Origin of the sequence: Modestobacter marinus (assembly GCF_011758655.1) — a bacterium.
GTDB lineage: Bacteria > Actinomycetota > Actinomycetes > Mycobacteriales > Geodermatophilaceae > Modestobacter > Modestobacter marinus.
This window is the reverse complement of the sequence record NZ_JAAMPA010000001.1, coordinates 1,550,664-1,567,329: the sequence shown is the minus strand read 5'-3', so window position 1 is coordinate 1,567,329 and position 16,666 is coordinate 1,550,664. Positions and strand designations below refer to the sequence as shown.

Genomic DNA, 16,666 nt, shown 5'->3' with positions numbered 1-16,666 from the left:
CGGAGAGGACGACGATGCAGGCGACCTTCGTGGTGCTCGGCGGCACGGGCGACCTCACCGGCCGCCTGCTGCTCCCGGGGCTGGCCCAGCTGTTGCAGGCGGACGCGCTCGACGCGGACGTCGGCGTGCTGGCGGTCGGCCGAGAGGACTGGTCGGAGCAGGAGTACCGGGAGTGGGCGCGGACCCGGCTCGCCGACCACGCTCCGCAGGTGCCCGAGGAGGCCCGGGACCGCCTGGTCGACCGGCTCGGCTACCAGCGCGGCGACGTCACCGCCGCCGACGACCTGCGGCAGGTGCTGGCCCGGGTGTCGGGCCGCCCGGTGGTCTACCTGGCCCTGCCGAACACCGTCTTCCTCCCCACCCTGGAGGCGCTGACCGGGGTCGAGCTCCCCGAGGGCACGACGATCGCGGTGGAGAAGCCCTTCGGCCGGGACGAGGCCGACGCCCGCGAGCTCAACGCCGTCCTGCACCGGCTGGTCCCCGAGGAGCGGGCGTTCCGCACCGACCACTTCCTGGCCAAGCAGACCGTGCTCAACGTCCTCGGGCTGCGCTTCGCCAACCGGCTGTTCGAGCCGGTGTGGAACGCCGCGCACGTCGACCGGGTCGAGATCGTCTTCGACGAGACGCTCGGCCTGGAGGGGCGCGCCGGCTACTACGACAAGGCGGGCGCGCTGCGGGACATGCTGCAGAACCACCTGCTCCAGCAGCTGGCCCTCGTGGCGATGGAACCGCCCACCGCCGTGGACGGCGCCAGCCTGGCCGCCCGCAAGGCCGACGTCCTGCGCGCGGTCCGGCCCCCGGCCGACCTGATCCGGGACACCGTGCGCGGCCGGTACACCGCCGGGACGGTCCAGGGCCGGGAGCTGCCCGACTACACCAGCGAGGACGGCGTCGACCCGGCCCGGGAGACCGAGACCCACGCCGAGTTGACGCTGACGATCGACAACTGGCGCTGGGCGGGCGTGCCGTTCCGGCTGCGCAGCGGCAAGGCGCTGGGCGCGAGCCGCCGGGAGATCGCCGTGTGGTTCAAGCCGGTGCCGCACCTGGCCTTCGGCGACCAGCAGCTGGAGCCCGACGTGCTCCGGCTCGGCCTGGACCCCGACCACGTGACGGTGGAGCTGAACCTGAACGGGCCCGGTGAGCCGTTCGACCTCGAGCGCCGGGCCCTGGACATCGAGCTGCCCCCCAACGACCTGTCGGCCTACGGGCTGCTGCTCCGAGAGATGCTGGCCGGGGACACCACCCTGTCCATCAGCGACGTGGAGGCCGAGCAGTCCTGGCGCATCGTCGAGCCGGTGCTGGCCGCCTGGGCGGCGGGTGAGGTGCCGCTGCGGGAGTACCCGGCCGGGTCGGCCGGCCCGGCACCCGGCTGAGCCGCCCCTAGGTCGGGGGCTCCAGCAGGAACAGCCGGTGGACGACCTCCGACCAGGCGGCGCGGACCTCCGCGGGCCGGTCGGCGACGAGGTCCCGGACGCAGGCGAGGACCTCGCGCCCCTCGCCGACCACGCCCTGGAAGGCCAGGCCGAAGACCAGCGACCGGATCTCCTCGAGCGGCAGGCCGGCGTCGAGCAACGGCTGGACGACCCACTGGTGTTCGTCCCGGGCGAGCGACTCCACACCAGACGTTCGCCGTGAGCGGCTGCATCGGATGCAGACACGGCGGGACCGGCGGCAGATCCCCGGTGCAGCGCACGTAGCGTGAAGGGCATGAGCCGATCTCGTCGCGACCCTGGCACGCCTCCCGCACTGGCCCCCGCGGGCTTGCGGGTCGTGGCCCTCGGTGGCCTGGGCGAGATCGGCCGCAACATGACCGTCTTCGAGCACGCCGGCAAGCTGCTGATCGTCGACTGCGGCGTGCTGTTCCCCGAGGAGCACCAGCCCGGGATCGACGTGATCCTCCCGGACTTCACCTCCATCCGGGACCGGCTGGACGACGTCGTGGCGATCGTGCTGACCCACGGGCACGAGGACCACATCGGCGGCGTCCCCTACCTGCTCCGGGAGCGGCGGGACATCCCGGTCGTCGGCTCGAAGCTGACGCTGGCCTTCATCGAGGCCAAGCTCAAGGAGCACAAGATCACCCCGGTGACCGAGCAGGTCAAGGAGGGCGACGAGCTGCGGCTGGGCCCCTTCGACCTGGAGTTCCTCGCGGTCAACCACTCCATCCCCGACGCGCTGGCGGTGGCGATCCGCACCGCGGCCGGGCTGGTGCTGCACACCGGCGACTTCAAGATGGACCAGTTCCCGCTGGACCAGCGGATCACCGACCTGCGCGGCTTCGCCCGGCTCGGCGAGGAGGGGGTCGACCTCTTCCTCACCGACTCCACCAACGCCGACGTGCCCGGCTTCACCACGTCGGAGGGCGAGCTCACCCCGGCGATCGACACGGTGTTCCGCACCGCGCCCAAGCGGGTGATCGTCTCCAGCTTCGCCAGCCACGTGCACCGCATCCAGCAGGTCCTCGACGCCGCCCACGAGCACGGCCGCAAGGTCGCCTTCGTCGGCCGGTCGATGGTCCGCAACATGGGGATCGCCCGCGACCTGGGCTACCTGCAGGTGCCCAAGGGCCTGGTCGTCGACCTCAAGGTGCTGGAGAAGCTGCCCGCCGACCAGGTCTGCCTGGTCTGCACCGGCTCCCAGGGCGAGCCGATGGCGGCGCTGTCCCGGATGGCCAACCGGGACCACGTCATCCGGATCTCCGAGGGCGACACCGTGCTGCTGGCCAGCTCGCTCATCCCGGGCAACGAGAACGCGATCTACCGGATCATCAACGAGTTCACCCGGATCGGCGCCAACGTCGTCCACAAGGGCAACGCGAAGGTGCACGTCTCCGGGCACGCCAGCGCCGGCGAGCTCGTGTACTGCTACAACATCGTCAAGCCGCGCAACGTCATGCCGGTGCACGGGGAGTCCCGCCACCTGCGGGCCAACGCCGACCTGGCCATCCGCACCGGCGTCCACCCGCGCGGGGTGGTCATCGCCGAGGACGGCTCCGTGGTCGACCTGGTGGACGGCCGGGTCTCGATCACCGGCAAGGTCTCCGCCGGCAACGTCTACGTCGACGGCTCGACCGTCGGCGGGGCGACGGAGGCCTCGCTGAAGGACCGGCGCACCCTCGCCGAGGAGGGCGTGATCACCGTCGTGGCGATCGTCGACGCCAACACCGGGCAGCTCGTCGAGGCCCCGGACTTCCTGGCCCGCGGCTTCGTCCACGAGGCCGAGTCCTTCGACGCCGCGGTGCCGCTGATCGAGCGGGAGCTGGCCCGCGCGGCGGCCGACGGCGTCAAGGACGCCGCCCAGCTGGAGTCGCTGATCGCCAAGGCCGTGAGCAACTGGGCGAACCGCTCGCACCGCCGCACCCCGATGATCATCCCGGTGGTCATCGACGCCTGAGCCGTCGCCGGCCCGGCGCGGCCCGGGCCCGTCGCGACGTCAGCAGGTGGAGGCGCGCACTCCGGACAGTGGTCCGCGGTGGCTCTCGATGCGGTTCCGGCCGCGGGCCTTGGCCCGGTAGAGCGCGCGGTCGGCCTGGTCGAGGAGGGCCTCGGCGTCGTCGTGCTGCGCGGTGGCCACGCCGAGGGAGACGGTGAGCCGGTCGTCGGTGGACGCGGCCACGAGCCGCCGGATCCGGTCGGCGATCAGCAGGCTGCTGGCGTGATCGGCCTCCAGGACGACGGCGAACTCCTCGCCCCCGATCCGGTGGACGCCGTCCCCGCTCCGGCAGGCCAGCTGCAGCGCCCGGGCGACGCGGGCGAGGGCGCGGTCCCCGGCGGGATGACCGTGCCGGTCGTTGTAGGACTTGAAGTGGTCGATGTCGGCCAGCACCAGGGTGACCCCGACCGGGTCGCCGTGACGCCGGCGGCCGGCGATCCCCTGCAGGCGGCCACGCAGGTCGTCGTCGAAGGCACCCCGGTTGCCCACCCCGGTCAGTGCGTCGGTGCGACAGCGCTGCTCGAGCTCCGCGATGACCCTCCGGGAGCGCCGCGTGTGCCGGGAGAGGAGCACCAGGGCCGCCGTCCCGGGCAGCACGGCGGCCAGCCGGCCAGCTCCCCGGCCCGTGGGGCGGGGCGGGGCGAGCATCGGGAGCGCGGTCAGCGCCACGATCTGCCAGCCGGTTCGCACCGCCCCGCGGGCGCGGTCGCTCACCGGGGCTGATCGACCGGCGACGAGGTGCCGAGCGGCCGGCCCAGCGCGACGGCCCGGCCGATGGCCGTGCCGCGCGCGAGGGCGCTGCCGTCGGGCTCGGGCCCCATCGGCGGCGGCGTGCGGGCGATGAGCAGCACTCCCGCCGCGTCGGCGATGGCCCGGGCGTCGCGCTGCGGGGTCCGGCTGACGTCGACGACCAGGCAGAGGTCCTCGAGGTGCTGGGGGTCCGGGGTGGTCTCGTCGTCGACGCCCGACCGCGCGGGCCAGCGGCCGGTGAGCGGGGTGAGCGTCCGGCAGGGGGTGGGTGCCAGCAGGGTGCGCAGGCGGCTCGCCGCCAGTCGGCTCGTGCGGCCGAAGGGGCGGTAGACGCCGACGACGGCGTCCTCGGGCGCCCGGGGCAGGTCACGCAGGTGGGCCGCGGCGCGTTCGGCGAGGTCGGCGAGGTCGGGGCCCGGCGACGGGGCCGACGTGGTCGTGTCGATGTCGGGGTGGAGGGAGATGGTCGTGCTCCGGTCTGGTCGGGCGGGTTCGGTCAGGTGCGGGGTCAGCCGCCGACGGGCAGGTCGGGAAGGTGCGGCCAGATCTCCCGGGGGCTGCTGTACTGCCGGTCCGGCAGGGCGTCGAGCAGGAACAGCACGTCCGGATCGGCACCGGTCGCCAGCGCTGCCTCGCGCATCTCGTCGCTGGTGACCGGGCCGTGGCCGAACGCGGCCTCGATGTGGTCGAGGAGCTGGGTGCGGGTCGTCGTCATGGCGTTTCCCTCGGTGTGCAGGAGTGGGTTCAGGTGCGGGACGGCGGGCGGACCGCGCGAGGGCGGTACTCCGCCGGCAGCGGCGCGTTGGCGCGCTCGGACCGCAGCAGCGCCTCGGCGTCGCACGCGGTGCAGCAGTGCGTCTCGGTCCAGCCGACGACGGACAGCTGGGTCCCGCGGGAGAACTGGGTGAGCACCTGGGGCCGGAGCACCAGGTCGGTGCCGGCGCAGGACGCGCACCCCAGCCGCCGGTCACGCAGGAACCGGGCGCCGCAGGTGCCGCAGGTGATGCCGATGCCCTCCACACCGCGGTCGCCGACGAGGTCGTCGGTCTCGCCGCAGTCCGGGCACTCGATGTGCAGGGGCATGGACGTCCTCCTCCGTCGAGGGCTGCGCGTCGGCGCTCTGCTCACGACTCTAACCTGACGTTAGGGTCGAGTCCATGTCGGTCGGATCCGCGCGCCGGCCCGTGCAACCGGGGAGGCGGCCGGATCGGTCGCTCCTCGACCTCCGCGGGCAGCGAGACGACAGGCCGGTGAGCGACCCCACTGCACACTTCCCTCACGTGAGGGTTATGTTGTTCCGGACGACGACGGGCACAGCGGCCCGTCGACTCCGGACCACCGACGTTCCGGGCCCCGCCCCCGGCGGCTGCACCCCCGATGTCGGACCGATGACGCGCACGTCCCCGGACGCCGCGCGACCCAGCTCTCCTGGCGCCCTGCGGCGCCTCTCCCTCAGCGCCTGCGGGCGCACGACCCGAAGACGGTGGCATGTCCTCTGCCCTGCTGTCGCGGCCTCAGCCGCGCCTGACCCGACCCTCCTGGCTGTCGCCGCGCGTCGCGCGCACCGAGGTCCTCGCCGGCATCGTCGTGGCCCTGGCCCTGATCCCCGAGGCGATCAGCTTCTCCATCCTGGCCGGGGTCGACCCCCGCGTCGGCCTCTTCTCCTCCTTCGTGATGGCCGTGGTGATCGCCTTCACCGGCGGCCGTCCGGCGATGATCACCGCCGCCACCGGGGCCATCGCCCTCGTGGTCGCCCCCCTGGCGCTCCAGTACGGGGTCTAGTACCTGCTCGCGGCCGTCGTCCTGGGCGGCGTCTTCCAGGTGCTGCTGGGCCTGGCCGGGTTCGCCCGGCTCATGCGGTTCATCCCGCGCAGCGTCATGGTGGGCTTCGTCAACGCGCTGGCCATCCTGATCTTCACCGCGCAACTGCCGTACCTGGTCGACGTCTCCTGGCTGGTCTACCCGATGGTCGCCGCCGGCCTGGCGATCATCTTCCTGCTCCCGCGGTTCACCACCGCGATCCCGGCCCCACTGGTGTCGATCGTGGTCCTGACGGGGCTCACCGTCGCCGCCGCCCTCACCGTGCCCAACGTGGGCGACCAGGGCGAGCTGCCCGACAGCCTGCCGTTCTTCGGCATCCCCGACCTGCCGCTCACCTGGGAGACGCTGACGATCATCGCCCCCTACGCCCTCGGCGTGGCGTTCGTCGGGCTGATGGAGTCGCTCATGACGGCGAAGCTCGTCGACGACCTCACCGACACCCCGTCGAACAAGACCCGCGAGTCCTGGGGCCAGGGCGTCGCCAACGTCGCCTCCGGCCTCTTCGGTGGCATGGGCGGCTGCGCCATGATCGGCCAGACGATGATCAACGTGAAGTCCGGCGCCCGCACCCGGCTGTCGACCTTCCTGTCCGGGGTCTTCCTGCTGATCATGGTCGTCGCCCTCGGCGACATCGTCGCGCTCATCCCGATGGCCGCCCTCGTCGCCGTGATGATCTTCGTGGCGATCGCGACCTTCGACTGGCACAGCCTGCGGACCATCCACACGATGCCCCGCAGCGAGACGATCGTGATGGTGTCCACCGTCGCGGTCACCCTGATCACCCACAACCTCGCCATCGGTGTCGGCGTCGGCGTGCTGGTCGCCTGCGTGCTCTTCGCCCGCCGGGTCGCCCACCTGGTCGAGGTCACCAGCGTCACCGACCCCGACGGCGGCACCCGGGTGTACTCGGTCCACGGCGCGCTCTTCTTCGCCTCCAGCAACGACCTGTACACCCAGTTCGACTACGCAGGCGATCCGGAGAACGTCGTGATCGACCTCTCCGGGGCCCACGTCTGGGACGCCTCCACGGTCGCCGCGCTGGACGCGATCACCCACAAGTACGCGACCCGCGGCAAGACCGTGGACGTCGTCGGCCTCAACGGGCACTCCGCCTCCCGCTACGAGCGGCACAGCGGGCAGCTGGCCGGCGCGCACTGACACCCCGTCCGGCCGCGCGCGGCCGGACGACCCGACCTCCGGGGCGGTCGGCTGCTGGCCGCCCGGCCGTCCCGGAGCCCCACACCCCTGCTGGCACCCTCCTTTCACGTTAGAGTTGGGTGCGGTCGGGCCGCCGGCGCGGCGCCACCTGGATCGGAGGCACCCCATGGGTGAGCGACACATGCAGATCGGCGAGGTCGCCGAGCGCACCGGGCTCAGCGTCCGCACCATCCGCTTCTACGAGGAGAGCGGCCTGGCCACTCCCACGGCACGCAGCAGCGGCGGTTTCCGGCTCTACACCGACGGCGACGTCGAGCGCCTGATGGTGATCCGCCGGATGAAGCCGCTGGACTTCACCATCGACGAGATCCGCGACGTGCTGCAGCTCCTCGACCGCCTGCGCTCCCGCGAGCCCGGGACGACGGCACCGCCGGACCCGGAGCTCGTCGAGCGGCTCGCCATGTACCGGGAGCTGGCCGACCAGCGGGTCGCCACGCTGCACACCCAGTGGTCCTCCGCCGCGGCGTTCGCGACGAGCCTGCGCCTCGAGGTCGAGCAGGTGCACGCCCCCCGGGGCAGGCGGCGATGACCACCACGGCCACCCGCGCCACGACACCCGCTCCTGCGGCCGACCCCGCACCGGGGGGCAACGCCGCCGGTGCGGTGCTCGCGGAGGCGGCCCGGCGGCGGACGTTCGCGGTGATCAGCCACCCCGACGCGGGGAAGTCGACGCTCACCGAGGCCCTGGCGCTGCACGCGCGGGTGATCGGGCAGGCCGGTGCGGTGCACGGCAAGGCCGGGCGGCGGGGCACGGTGTCGGACTGGATGGACATGGAGAAGGCCCGCGGCATCTCCATCACCTCCGCAGCACTGCAGTTCCAGTACCGCGACGCGGTGGTCAACCTGCTGGACACCCCCGGGCACGCGGACTTCTCCGAGGACACCTACCGGGTGCTCACCGCCGTGGACGCCGCGGTGATGCTCATCGACGCCGCCAAGGGCCTGGAAGCCCAGACGATGAAGCTGTTCGCCGTCTGCCGGCACCGCGGCATCCCGGTGATCACCGTGGTCAACAAGTGGGACCGGCCGGGCAAGGACGCCCTCGAGCTGATGGACGAGGTCGCCGAGCGCACCGGGCTGACCCCCACCCCGCTGACCTGGCCGGTCGGCATCTCCGGGGACTTCCGCGGCGTGCTGGACCGCCGCGACGGCACCTACCGCCGCTTCACCCGCACCGCCGGCGGCGCCACCATCGCCCCCGAGGAGACACTCACCCCCGAGGCCGCCGAGGCCCGCGAGGGCATCGACTGGACCCGTGCCCAGGAGGAGGTCGAGCTGCTGGCCGCCAGCGGCGCCGACCACGACCAGGAGACGTTCCTCGCCGGGTACAGCACCCCGGTGCTGTTCGCCTCCGCCGTCTCCAACTTCGGCGTCGCGGCCCTGCTGGACACGCTCGTCGACCTCGCCCCCGCGCCGGCGGACCGGCCCGATGCCGACGGCGGGTCGCGCGCGCTGGCCGACCCGTTCAGCGCCTTCGTCTTCAAGGTCCAGTCCGGCATGGACGCCGCGCACCGCGACCGGCTGGCCTACGTCCGGATCTGCTCCGGGGTGTTCGAGCGCGGCATGGTCGTGACCAACAGCTCCACGGGCCGGCCGTTCGCCACCAAGTACGCCCAGCACGTGTTCGGCCGGGAACGGGAGAGCATCGACACCGCCTGGCCCGGCGACGTGGTCGGCCTGGTCAACGCCGCCGCGCTGGGGGTCGGGGACACGCTGTTCACCGGCTCCCCGGTCAGCTACCCGCCGTTGTCGACGTTCGCCCCGGAGCACTTCGCCGTGGCCCGGGCGATGGACACCGGCCGGCACAAGCAGTTCCGGCGGGGCATCGACCAGCTGGAGTCCGAGGGGGTCGTGCAGGTGCTGCGCTCGGACCGCCGCGGCGACCAGGCCCCCGTGCTCGCCGTCGTCGGCCCCATGCAGTTCGAGGTCGCCACCCACCGCATGGAGCACGAGTTCCACTCCCCCGTCGCCCTGGAACCGCTGCCCTACACGGTCGCCGTGCGCACCGACGCCACGTCCGCCGCTGCCGTCGCGGCGTCGCGCGGCACGGAGGTGCTGGCGCGCGGCAACGGTGAACTGCTGGCACTGTTCCGGGACAAGTGGGACCTGCGCTCGCTCCGGCAGCGCAGCCCCGAACTGACCCTCGAGCCGATGGTGGCCGCACAGCTCGACTGAGCCCCACCACCGCGACACCCGCCCACGAGCAGCCGACGACGCCTGCCCCCGTCTGCACCGCAGACCCACCAGGAGAGGCACTCCCACGTCCCGCTCGGCTGCCGACCGCACCCCGCCCACGACGCGCCCCCGAGGTGGCCCGCGCGGGCCCGAGGGGTTCTACGGCTGGCACATGGTGGGCGTCTCGGCGCTGGCCCTGGCGGCCACCGCGCCCGGCCAGACCGCGGCGATCTCCGCGTTCATCGACCCGATGACCGAGGACCTGGGCATCAGCCGGTCGGCGATCTCCACCGCCTACCTCATCGGCACGCTGGTCGGCGCGGCGGCGATGCCCCTGGTCGGGCGGGCGCTGGACCGGTTCGGCACCCGGGTCACCATGGCCGTGATCGGCGGGGTCTTCGGCACCGTGCTGCTCGGTCTGGCCGCGGTCTCCGGCCTGGTCGGCCTGACCGCGGGCTTCGTCGGTGTCCGGATGGCCGGCCAGGGCGCCCTCGGGCTCACCGCGACGACCGCGGTCGCCGTCTGGTTCACCCGCCGCCGGGGGCTGGCGCTCGGCCTCGTCTCCGCGATCGGCGCCGCGTGCATCTCCCTGGCGCCGATCGGCCTGGAGGCACTGATCTCGGCCACCAGCTGGCGGACCGCATGGGTGGTGGAGGGCGTGGCCGTGTGGCTGATCGTCGTCCCGCTGGCGCTGTTCGGCGTGCGCGACGACCCGGCGTCCCTCGGCCAGCGACCGGACGGCGAGCAGGTCACCGACGAGGCACCGCCGGACGCACCGGTGGGCCGGACGCTCGGCGAGGCGGTCCGGACGCCGTTCTTCTGGGTGGTCGTCTCCGGCGTCGCCGTCTCGGGGATGCTGTCCACCGCCGTCGCCTTCCACCAGATCGACCTGCTCGGGGAGCGGGGGCTGAGCGCCGGTGCGGCGGCGGCCAACTTCCTGCCGCAGACGGTGGCGTCCCTGCTGGCCACGCTGGCCGTCGGCGCGCTCGTCGACCGGATCAACAGCCGCTGGCTCACCAGCGGCTGCATGCTCGCCCTCACCGCCGGCCTGCTGTGGGGGACGACGGTCGACCCGGGCTGGTCGGCGATCGCGTTCGGCGTCCTCATCGGCGCCTCCGGGGGCGCCATCCGCACCCTGGAGGCGGGCGCCTTCCCGCGCTACTACGGCACCACCCACCTCGGCACCATCCGCGGCGTCGTCGCGGCGGTGAGCGTGGGCTCGACGGCGTTCGGGCCGGTGGCCTTCGCCGTGGTGCACGACCTCACCGGCGGGTACGGCGCGGCACTCCTCGGGGGCGCGGCGCTGCCGTTGCTGGTGGCCCTGGCGGCCCTGCTGCTCCCCACGCCGTCGCTGCCGGCGCCGCCCGACGGCACGCCCGACGGTGACGGGCCCCCGCCACCGGTGGACGCCGCGCCGACGGTGGACCCCCTCCTCCCCCTGGACGACGCGCCCCCGGTGGACGACTCGCCCGCGGCCACCGGGACGGCGCGCGCCGGAGCGGGCCGACCCCAGGCCGAGCCGGGCTGAGGGTCGGACGCCGACCCGGCTCCGGTGGCCGCTGTGACCAATTCCCCGGCGCAGTCACGGAACAACTACCTCACGTCAGGGTTAGATTGTCCCGGGCGTCCACGTGGAGGAGCCCGCCGCCCGGGTCGTCGCCGACCTGCGGCCACGCCCTCCCGCCGGCCGCCCCCGGTGCACCGCCGCACCACCTCTCGCAGGCACGCGCTCGCGCGGACCCCCGCGCCGATGGCGCACGACCCGAAGACGGTGGCATGTCCTCCACGACCACACTCCGCACACCCGGACGCCCCGCCTGGCTGGCGCCGAAGGTGGCCCGCACCGAGGTGCTCGCCGGCCTGGTGGTGGCGCTCGCGCTGATCCCCGAGGCGATCAGCTTCTCGATCATCGCCGGCGTCGACCCCCGGGTGGGGCTCTTCGCCTCGTTCACGATGGCGGTCGTCATCGCCTTCACGGGTGGCCGGCCGGCCATGATCAGCGCCGCCACCGGCGCGATCGCGCTGGTCGTCGCCCCGCTGGTGCGCGACCACGGGCTGGAGTACCTGCTGGCCGCCGTCGTCCTCGGCGGGGTGTTCCAGGTGCTCCTGGGCCTGGCCGGCTTCGCCCGGTTGATGCGGTTCGTCCCGCGCAGCGTGATGGTGGGCTTCGTCAACGCGCTGGCCATCCTGATCTTCACCGCGCAGCTGCCGTACCTGGTCGACGTGTCGTGGCTGGTCTACCCGATGGTGGCCGCCGGCCTGGCGATCATCTTCCTGCTCCCGCGGCTGAGCTCCGCCGTCCCCGCACCGCTCGTGTCGATCGTGGTGCTCACCGGGATCACCGTGGCGGTCGGGCTGACCGTGCCGAACGTGGGCGACCAGGGCGAGCTGCCCGACAACCTGCCGCTGTTCGGCATCCCCGACCTGCCGTTCACCTGGGAGACGCTGAGCATCATCGCGCCGTACGCGCTGGGCGTGGCGTTCGTCGGGTTGATGGAGTCGCTGCTGACGGCCAAGCTGGTCGACGACCTGACCGACACCCACTCGGACAAGACCCGCGAGTCCTGGGGCCAGGGGGTGGCCAACATCGTCACCGGGTTCTTCGGCGGGATGGGCGGCTGCGCGATGATCGGCCAGACGATGATCAACATCCGGTCCGGCGCCCGCACCCGGCTGTCGACCTTCCTGTCCGGGGTCTTCCTGCTGATCCTGGTGGTCGTGCTCGGCGACATCGTCGCGATCATCCCGATGGCCGCCCTCGTCGCCGTGATGATCTTCGTGTCCATCGCGACCTTCGACTGGCACAGCCTGCGGACCATCCACCGGATGCCGCGCAGCGAGACGCTGGTGATGCTCTCCACCGTCGCGGTCACGCTGTGGACCCACAACCTCGCCATCGGCGTCGGCACCGGCGTGCTGGTCGCCTGCGTGCTCTTCGCCCGCCGGGTCGCGCACCTCGTCGAGGTCACCAGCACGACCAGCCCGGACGGGACGACGCGGCGCTACGCCGTGCAGGGCGCGCTGTTCTTCGCCTCCAGCAACGACCTGTACCAGCAGTTCGACTACGCCGACGACCCCCAGCACGTCGTCATCGACCTCTCCGGGGCCCAGGTCTGGGACGCCTCCACCGTCGCGACCCTGGACGCGATCACCCACAAGTACGAGACGCGCGGCAAGGACGTGCAGATCGTCGGGCTGAGCGAGCACTCGGCCGACCGGTTCGCGCGGCACACCGGCCAGCTCGCCGGGGGGCACTGAGGTGGCCGGTCGCGGCGAGCTGATGCAGATCGGCCAGGTGGCCGAGCGGATCGGGTTGAGCCTGCGCACCATCCGGTTCTACGAGGAGAACGGGCTGGTCGTCCCCACGAGCCGGACCGAGGGGGGTTTCCGGCTCTACAGCGAGGCCGACGTCGCCCGCTTCGAGGTGATCAAGCGGATGAAGCCGCTGGGCTTCTCGCTGGAGGAGATGCAGGAGCTGCTCACCCTGCTGCAGGACCTGGAGCAGGCCTCCGGCGACCGCGAGCAGCTGCTGGCCCGGCTGCGGGAGTTCCACGAGGCGGCCGTGGCCCGGGTCGCCGCACTGCGCGACCAGCTGGCCGTCGCGGAGGGGTTCGCCGGCACCCTGGCCGGGCACCTGGAGGCACACCGCTAGGACGGCGCAGGTCGGCGGGACCCGGTTTTGCATGGTCATACAGTGCGATGCATACTTGTGTCCATGTCCAAGGTGCTCACCTCCCTGCCCGTCGGCGAGCGCGTCGGCATCGCCTTCTCCGGAGGGCTCGACACCTCGGTGGCGGTCGCCTGGATGCGCGACAAGGGCGCGGTGCCCTGCACCTACACCGCCGACATCGGCCAGGCCGACGAGCCCGACATCGGTTCGGTGCCCGGCCGCGCCAGTGCCTACGGGGCCGAGCTGGCCCGGCTGGTCGACTGCCGGGCCGCCCTGGTCGAGGAGGGGCTCGCCGCCCTGACCTGCGGCGCCTTCCACATCCGCTCCGGCGGCCGCAGCTACTTCAACACCACCCCGCTGGGCCGGGCGGTCACCGGCACCCTGCTCGTGCGGGCGATGCTGGCCGACGGCGTCCAGATCTGGGGCGACGGCTCGACCTACAAGGGCAACGACATCGAGCGGTTCTACCGCTACGGCCTGCTGGCCAACCCCGGGCTGCGGATCTACAAGCCGTGGCTGGACGCCGACTTCGTCACCGAGCTCGGCGGCCGCAAGGAGATGTCGGAGTGGCTGGTCGCCCACGGCCTGCCCTACCGGGACAGCGCGGAGAAGGCCTACTCCACCGACGCCAACATCTGGGGCGCGACGCACGAGGCCAAGACCCTCGAGCACCTCGACACCGGCATCGAGACCGTCGAGCCGATCATGGGCGTGAAGTTCTGGGACCCGGCGGTCGAGATCGCCCCCGAGGACGTCACGATCGGCTTCGAGTACGGCCGGCCGGTGACGATCAACGGCAAGGAGTTCGCCACCCCGGTCGACCTGGTCCTGGAGGCGAACGCGATCGGCGGGCGGCACGGCCTGGGCATGTCCGACCAGATCGAGAACCGGATCATCGAGGCCAAGAGCCGGGGCATCTACGAGGCACCGGGGATGGCCCTGCTGCACGCGGCCTACGAGCGGCTGGTCAACGCCATCCACAACGAGGACACCCTGGCCACGTACCACAGCGAGGGCCGCCGGCTGGGCCGGCTGATGTACGAGGGTCGGTGGCTGGACCCGCAGGCGATGATGCTGCGCGAGTCGCTGCAGCGCTGGGTCGGCATGGCCGTCAGCGGCGAGGTCACGCTGCGGCTGCGGCGCGGCGAGGACTACTCGGTGCTGGACACCTCCGGCCCGGCGTTCAGCTACCACCCGGACAAGCTGTCCATGGAGCGCACGCAGGACTCCGCCTTCGGGCCGGTCGACCGGATCGGCCAGCTGACCATGCGGAACCTGGACATCGCCGACTCGCGGTCCAAGCTGGAGCAGTACGCCCGGATGGGCATGGTCGGCGGCGCCACCCCGACGTCCATCGGTGCGGCCCAGGCCGCGTCGACCGGGCTGATCGACGCGACCCAGCAGGGCGGCGCCGAGGCGATCGCCTCGCGCGGCCAGGTCTCCGAGCACGACGAGCTGCTGGACCGCGCCGCGATGGAGGCCGGCACCGACTGACCGCCGCGCCGCTGCCGTTCGGGGAACCGGACGTCAGGAGCAGCGGTGCCCGAGACCGAGTCCACCGAGGGCGAGCACGTGGAACGCCACCGCGACGGGTCGGTGCGCGCCCGCGGGCCGGTCGTCGACGGCCGGCCGCACGGGTACTGGGAGTGGTTCCGCACCGACGGGACGCTGCTGCGCTCCGGGCACTTCGCCGCGGGCGAGAACGTCGGCGAGTGGACGACGTACGACCGGTCCGGCGCCCCGTACAAGGTGACCGACCGGGGCTGAGTCACCGACGGGGCTGGGCGGGACGGCGTCAGCGGCGCCGACCGCCCCGCCGTGCCGGGCGGGGCGCCGACCACTCGACCACCCAGGTCTCCCCCACCGGCAGGGCCGCCCACCGACGCCCGGTGGCCGCGAGCTCGGTCGCGGCGGCCGCCAGCTCGGCCCGCGGCAGGCCCTGGGCCGCCAGCTCGGTGGCCAGCACCTCCTCGCCGCGGGACGACCGGCCGACCAGGCCGGCCAGCGCCTCGGCGCGCTGGACCTGCACCGCCCGGTCGCGTTTCAGCTGCGCGGAGCGGTCGGCGGCGTGCGGTGGCTGGCGGCCGGAGACGTGTCGCATGCTGAGCCAGACCACGCCGTCGGCGACGCAGCCCCAGATCCCGTCCCGGACCTGCAGCTGGGTCTCGACGACTGCGTGCACCAGGTCGTGGGGCAGGTCCGCGCCACCCCCGGCCCCACGCATGGCGAAGACCACGCCGTCGTCCCGTTCGACCAGGGTCTCCACCGGCCGCCGGTCGGCCATCCGGGTGAACGTCAGTCGCACCCTCCCAGGCTGACCCGGTGGTCAACCGGATTCGGCCGGCACAGCAGCGCCGCTGCCCTGAGCTGGGAGGATGAGCGCGTGACGCCCCGACGCTGCCCCTGCGGCACCGGCCTGCCCTACGACGGGTGCTGCGGCCGGCTGCACGACGGGACGGCGACCGCGGCCACCGCCGAGCAGCTGATGCGCTCCCGGTACAGCGCCTACGCCGTCGGGGACGCCGGGTACCTGCTGCGCACCTGGCACTCCACCACCCGCCCCCGCACCCTCGACCTCGAGCCCGCGGTGCGCTGGACCGGGCTGGAGGTCCTCGCGACCAGCGGCGGCACCCTGCTGGCACCGGAGGGCACGGTGGAGTTCCGGGCCCACCACCGCGCCGGCGGCGTCCGCGGGGCCCAGCACGAGCGCAGCCGGTTCACCCGCGAGGACGGCCAGTGGCGGTACGTCGACGGGGTCTCCCTGGACTGAGCGCGGATGCTCCACGTGGAACATCCGCCCCGATCGGCGTCCCGGCGGCGGGCACTGCTTGGGTGGGGGCCCAGCGACCTGCCCACCCCCAGCCCCGGGAGGCCCCGATGCCGCACCTGCTGCACCTCGACTCGTCCGCCGATCCGCGCAGGTCCGCCTCCCGCGAGGTGACCGCCGCCTTCGTCCGGGGCTGGCAGGACCGGGGCCCGGACTTCACCGTCACCTCCCGCGACCTGCAGGTCGAGCCGCCGCCGCACCTGCCCGACGCCGCCCTGCACTGGGCCCCCCGGCTGCGCAGGCCCGAGGAAGTCGTCGACCCGGCCGCCGAGGCGCAGCAGCACGTCTACCTCGACGAGCTGCTGGCCGCCGACGTCCTGCTGGTCGGCGCGCCGATGTACAACTGGTCGCTGCCCTCGACGCTCAGGGCCTGGCTGGACCACGTCCACGTGCTGGGCACCACCGTGCCGTTCGGCGACTTCGAGGCCCGGCCGCTGGCCGGGCGGAACGCCGTCGTCGTCTCCAGCCGGGGGGCCAGCTACGACGCCGGCGGGGAGCAGGCCAGCTGGGACCACACGGTGCCACCGCTGGAGCTGGTGCTCGGCCGGTCCTTCGGCATGACCGTCTCGGTCATCACGCTGCAGCTGACCCTGGCCGACCGGGTGCCGGCGATGGCCGACCTGCGCGACCGCGCCGCCGCCGAGGCCGACGCCGCCCGCAGCTTCGCCGAGGAGCTCGCCGAGCGCATCACCCCCTGACCGGTCACCCGATCGGCGGACACCCGGGGCGGGATTCGCCCGACCGCCGGGGACACGCCAGTCCACGGCAACCCG

At 73.4% G+C, this 16,666-nt stretch carries 18 protein-coding genes and 1 pseudogene; 13 read left to right on the top strand and 6 right to left on the bottom strand.

Annotated elements, in window-relative coordinates; all coding sequences use genetic code 11:
* The first annotated feature begins 14 nt into the window (after nt 1–14).
* Nucleotides 15–1,373, top strand: coding sequence for a glucose-6-phosphate dehydrogenase (locus FB380_RS07375; RefSeq protein ID WP_166754502.1), 1,359 nt, complete (start codon nt 15–17; stop codon nt 1,371–1,373).
* A 7-nt stretch (nt 1,374–1,380) separates the two neighbouring features.
* Here the strand turns inward: FB380_RS07375 and FB380_RS07370 are convergent, their stop codons facing one another.
* Nucleotides 1,381–1,617, bottom strand: a complete 237-nt coding sequence (locus FB380_RS07370; RefSeq protein ID WP_166754501.1) for a hypothetical protein — start codon at nt 1,615–1,617, stop codon at nt 1,381–1,383.
* A 90-nt stretch (nt 1,618–1,707) separates the two neighbouring features.
* Between FB380_RS07370 and FB380_RS07365 the strand changes: the two genes are divergently transcribed.
* Nucleotides 1,708–3,393: a ribonuclease J gene (locus tag FB380_RS07365; protein ID WP_166754500.1), complete on the top strand. Its 1,686-nt coding sequence runs from the start codon at nt 1,708–1,710 to the stop codon at nt 3,391–3,393.
* A gap of 39 nt (nt 3,394–3,432) precedes the next feature.
* On the opposite strand, the gene FB380_RS07360 is transcribed toward FB380_RS07365, so the two are convergent.
* The 4 genes from FB380_RS07360 to FB380_RS07345 form a co-directional block, all read right to left on the bottom strand.
* Nucleotides 3,433–4,146, bottom strand: coding sequence for a GGDEF domain-containing protein (locus tag FB380_RS07360; RefSeq protein WP_166754499.1), 714 nt, complete (start codon nt 4,144–4,146; stop codon nt 3,433–3,435).
* Nucleotides 4,143–4,283, bottom strand: a complete 141-nt coding sequence (locus FB380_RS07355) for a hypothetical protein (protein WP_166754498.1) — start codon at nt 4,281–4,283, stop codon at nt 4,143–4,145. Before FB380_RS07355 ends, FB380_RS07360 begins: the two co-directional genes overlap by 4 nt.
* A 407-nt stretch (nt 4,284–4,690) precedes the next feature.
* Nucleotides 4,691–4,897: a DUF2795 domain-containing protein gene (locus tag FB380_RS07350; RefSeq protein WP_166754497.1), complete on the bottom strand. Its 207-nt coding sequence runs from the start codon at nt 4,895–4,897 to the stop codon at nt 4,691–4,693.
* Nucleotides 4,898–4,926: 29 nt separating this feature from the next.
* Nucleotides 4,927–5,265, bottom strand: a complete 339-nt coding sequence (locus FB380_RS07345; RefSeq protein ID WP_166754496.1) for a hypothetical protein — start codon at nt 5,263–5,265, stop codon at nt 4,927–4,929.
* Nucleotides 5,266–5,670: 405 nt separating this feature from the next.
* Between FB380_RS07345 and FB380_RS25365 the strand changes: the two are divergent.
* From FB380_RS25365 to FB380_RS07305, 9 genes and pseudogenes are all read left to right on the top strand, one after another.
* Nucleotides 5,671–6,753: pseudogene (locus tag FB380_RS25365) on the top strand (SulP family inorganic anion transporter); the annotation flags it as partial.
* Nucleotides 6,730–7,161, top strand: coding sequence for an STAS domain-containing protein (locus tag FB380_RS26320; RefSeq protein ID WP_308423006.1), 432 nt, complete (start codon nt 6,730–6,732; stop codon nt 7,159–7,161). The pseudogene FB380_RS25365 and the gene FB380_RS26320, both read left to right, overlap by 24 nt.
* A 166-nt stretch (nt 7,162–7,327) precedes the next feature.
* Complete coding sequence (locus FB380_RS07335; protein ID WP_166754495.1) at nt 7,328–7,750, top strand: MerR family transcriptional regulator; 423 nt, start codon at nt 7,328–7,330, stop codon at nt 7,748–7,750.
* A complete protein-coding gene (locus tag FB380_RS07330; protein WP_166754494.1) occupies nt 7,747–9,396 on the top strand; it encodes a peptide chain release factor 3 in 1,650 nt (549 codons plus the stop codon). Before FB380_RS07335 ends, FB380_RS07330 begins: the two co-directional genes overlap by 4 nt.
* A gap of 172 nt (nt 9,397–9,568) precedes the next feature.
* A complete protein-coding gene (locus FB380_RS07325; protein ID WP_166754493.1) occupies nt 9,569–10,924 on the top strand; it encodes an MFS transporter in 1,356 nt (451 codons plus the stop codon).
* A gap of 248 nt (nt 10,925–11,172) precedes the next feature.
* A complete protein-coding gene (locus FB380_RS07320) occupies nt 11,173–12,654 on the top strand; it encodes a SulP family inorganic anion transporter (protein ID WP_166754492.1) in 1,482 nt (493 codons plus the stop codon).
* A gap of 1 nt (nt 12,655) precedes the next feature.
* Entirely contained in the window at nt 12,656–13,048 is a 393-nt protein-coding gene (locus tag FB380_RS07315; protein ID WP_229681790.1) for a MerR family transcriptional regulator, read from the top strand.
* Nucleotides 13,049–13,111: 63 nt separating this feature from the next.
* A complete protein-coding gene (gene argG / locus FB380_RS07310) occupies nt 13,112–14,560 on the top strand; it encodes an argininosuccinate synthase (protein ID WP_166754491.1) in 1,449 nt (482 codons plus the stop codon).
* 45 nt (nt 14,561–14,605) lie between these two features.
* Nucleotides 14,606–14,833, top strand: a complete 228-nt coding sequence (locus FB380_RS07305) for a toxin-antitoxin system YwqK family antitoxin (RefSeq protein ID WP_166754490.1) — start codon at nt 14,606–14,608, stop codon at nt 14,831–14,833.
* Nucleotides 14,834–14,861: 28 nt separating this feature from the next.
* Here FB380_RS07305 and FB380_RS07300 read toward each other — a convergent pair whose 3' ends face one another.
* Nucleotides 14,862–15,371, bottom strand: coding sequence for a hypothetical protein (locus tag FB380_RS07300; protein WP_166754489.1), 510 nt, complete (start codon nt 15,369–15,371; stop codon nt 14,862–14,864).
* A gap of 78 nt (nt 15,372–15,449) precedes the next feature.
* On the opposite strand from FB380_RS07300, the gene FB380_RS07295 reads away from it, so the two are divergent.
* Together FB380_RS07295 and FB380_RS07290 are read left to right on the top strand one after the other, a co-directional pair.
* A complete protein-coding gene (locus FB380_RS07295; RefSeq protein ID WP_229681789.1) occupies nt 15,450–15,836 on the top strand; it encodes a YchJ family protein in 387 nt (128 codons plus the stop codon).
* Nucleotides 15,837–15,943: 107 nt separating this feature from the next.
* Entirely contained in the window at nt 15,944–16,591 is a 648-nt protein-coding gene (locus FB380_RS07290; RefSeq protein WP_166754488.1) for an FMN-dependent NADH-azoreductase, read from the top strand.
* The last annotated feature ends 75 nt before the right edge of the window (nt 16,592–16,666 follow it).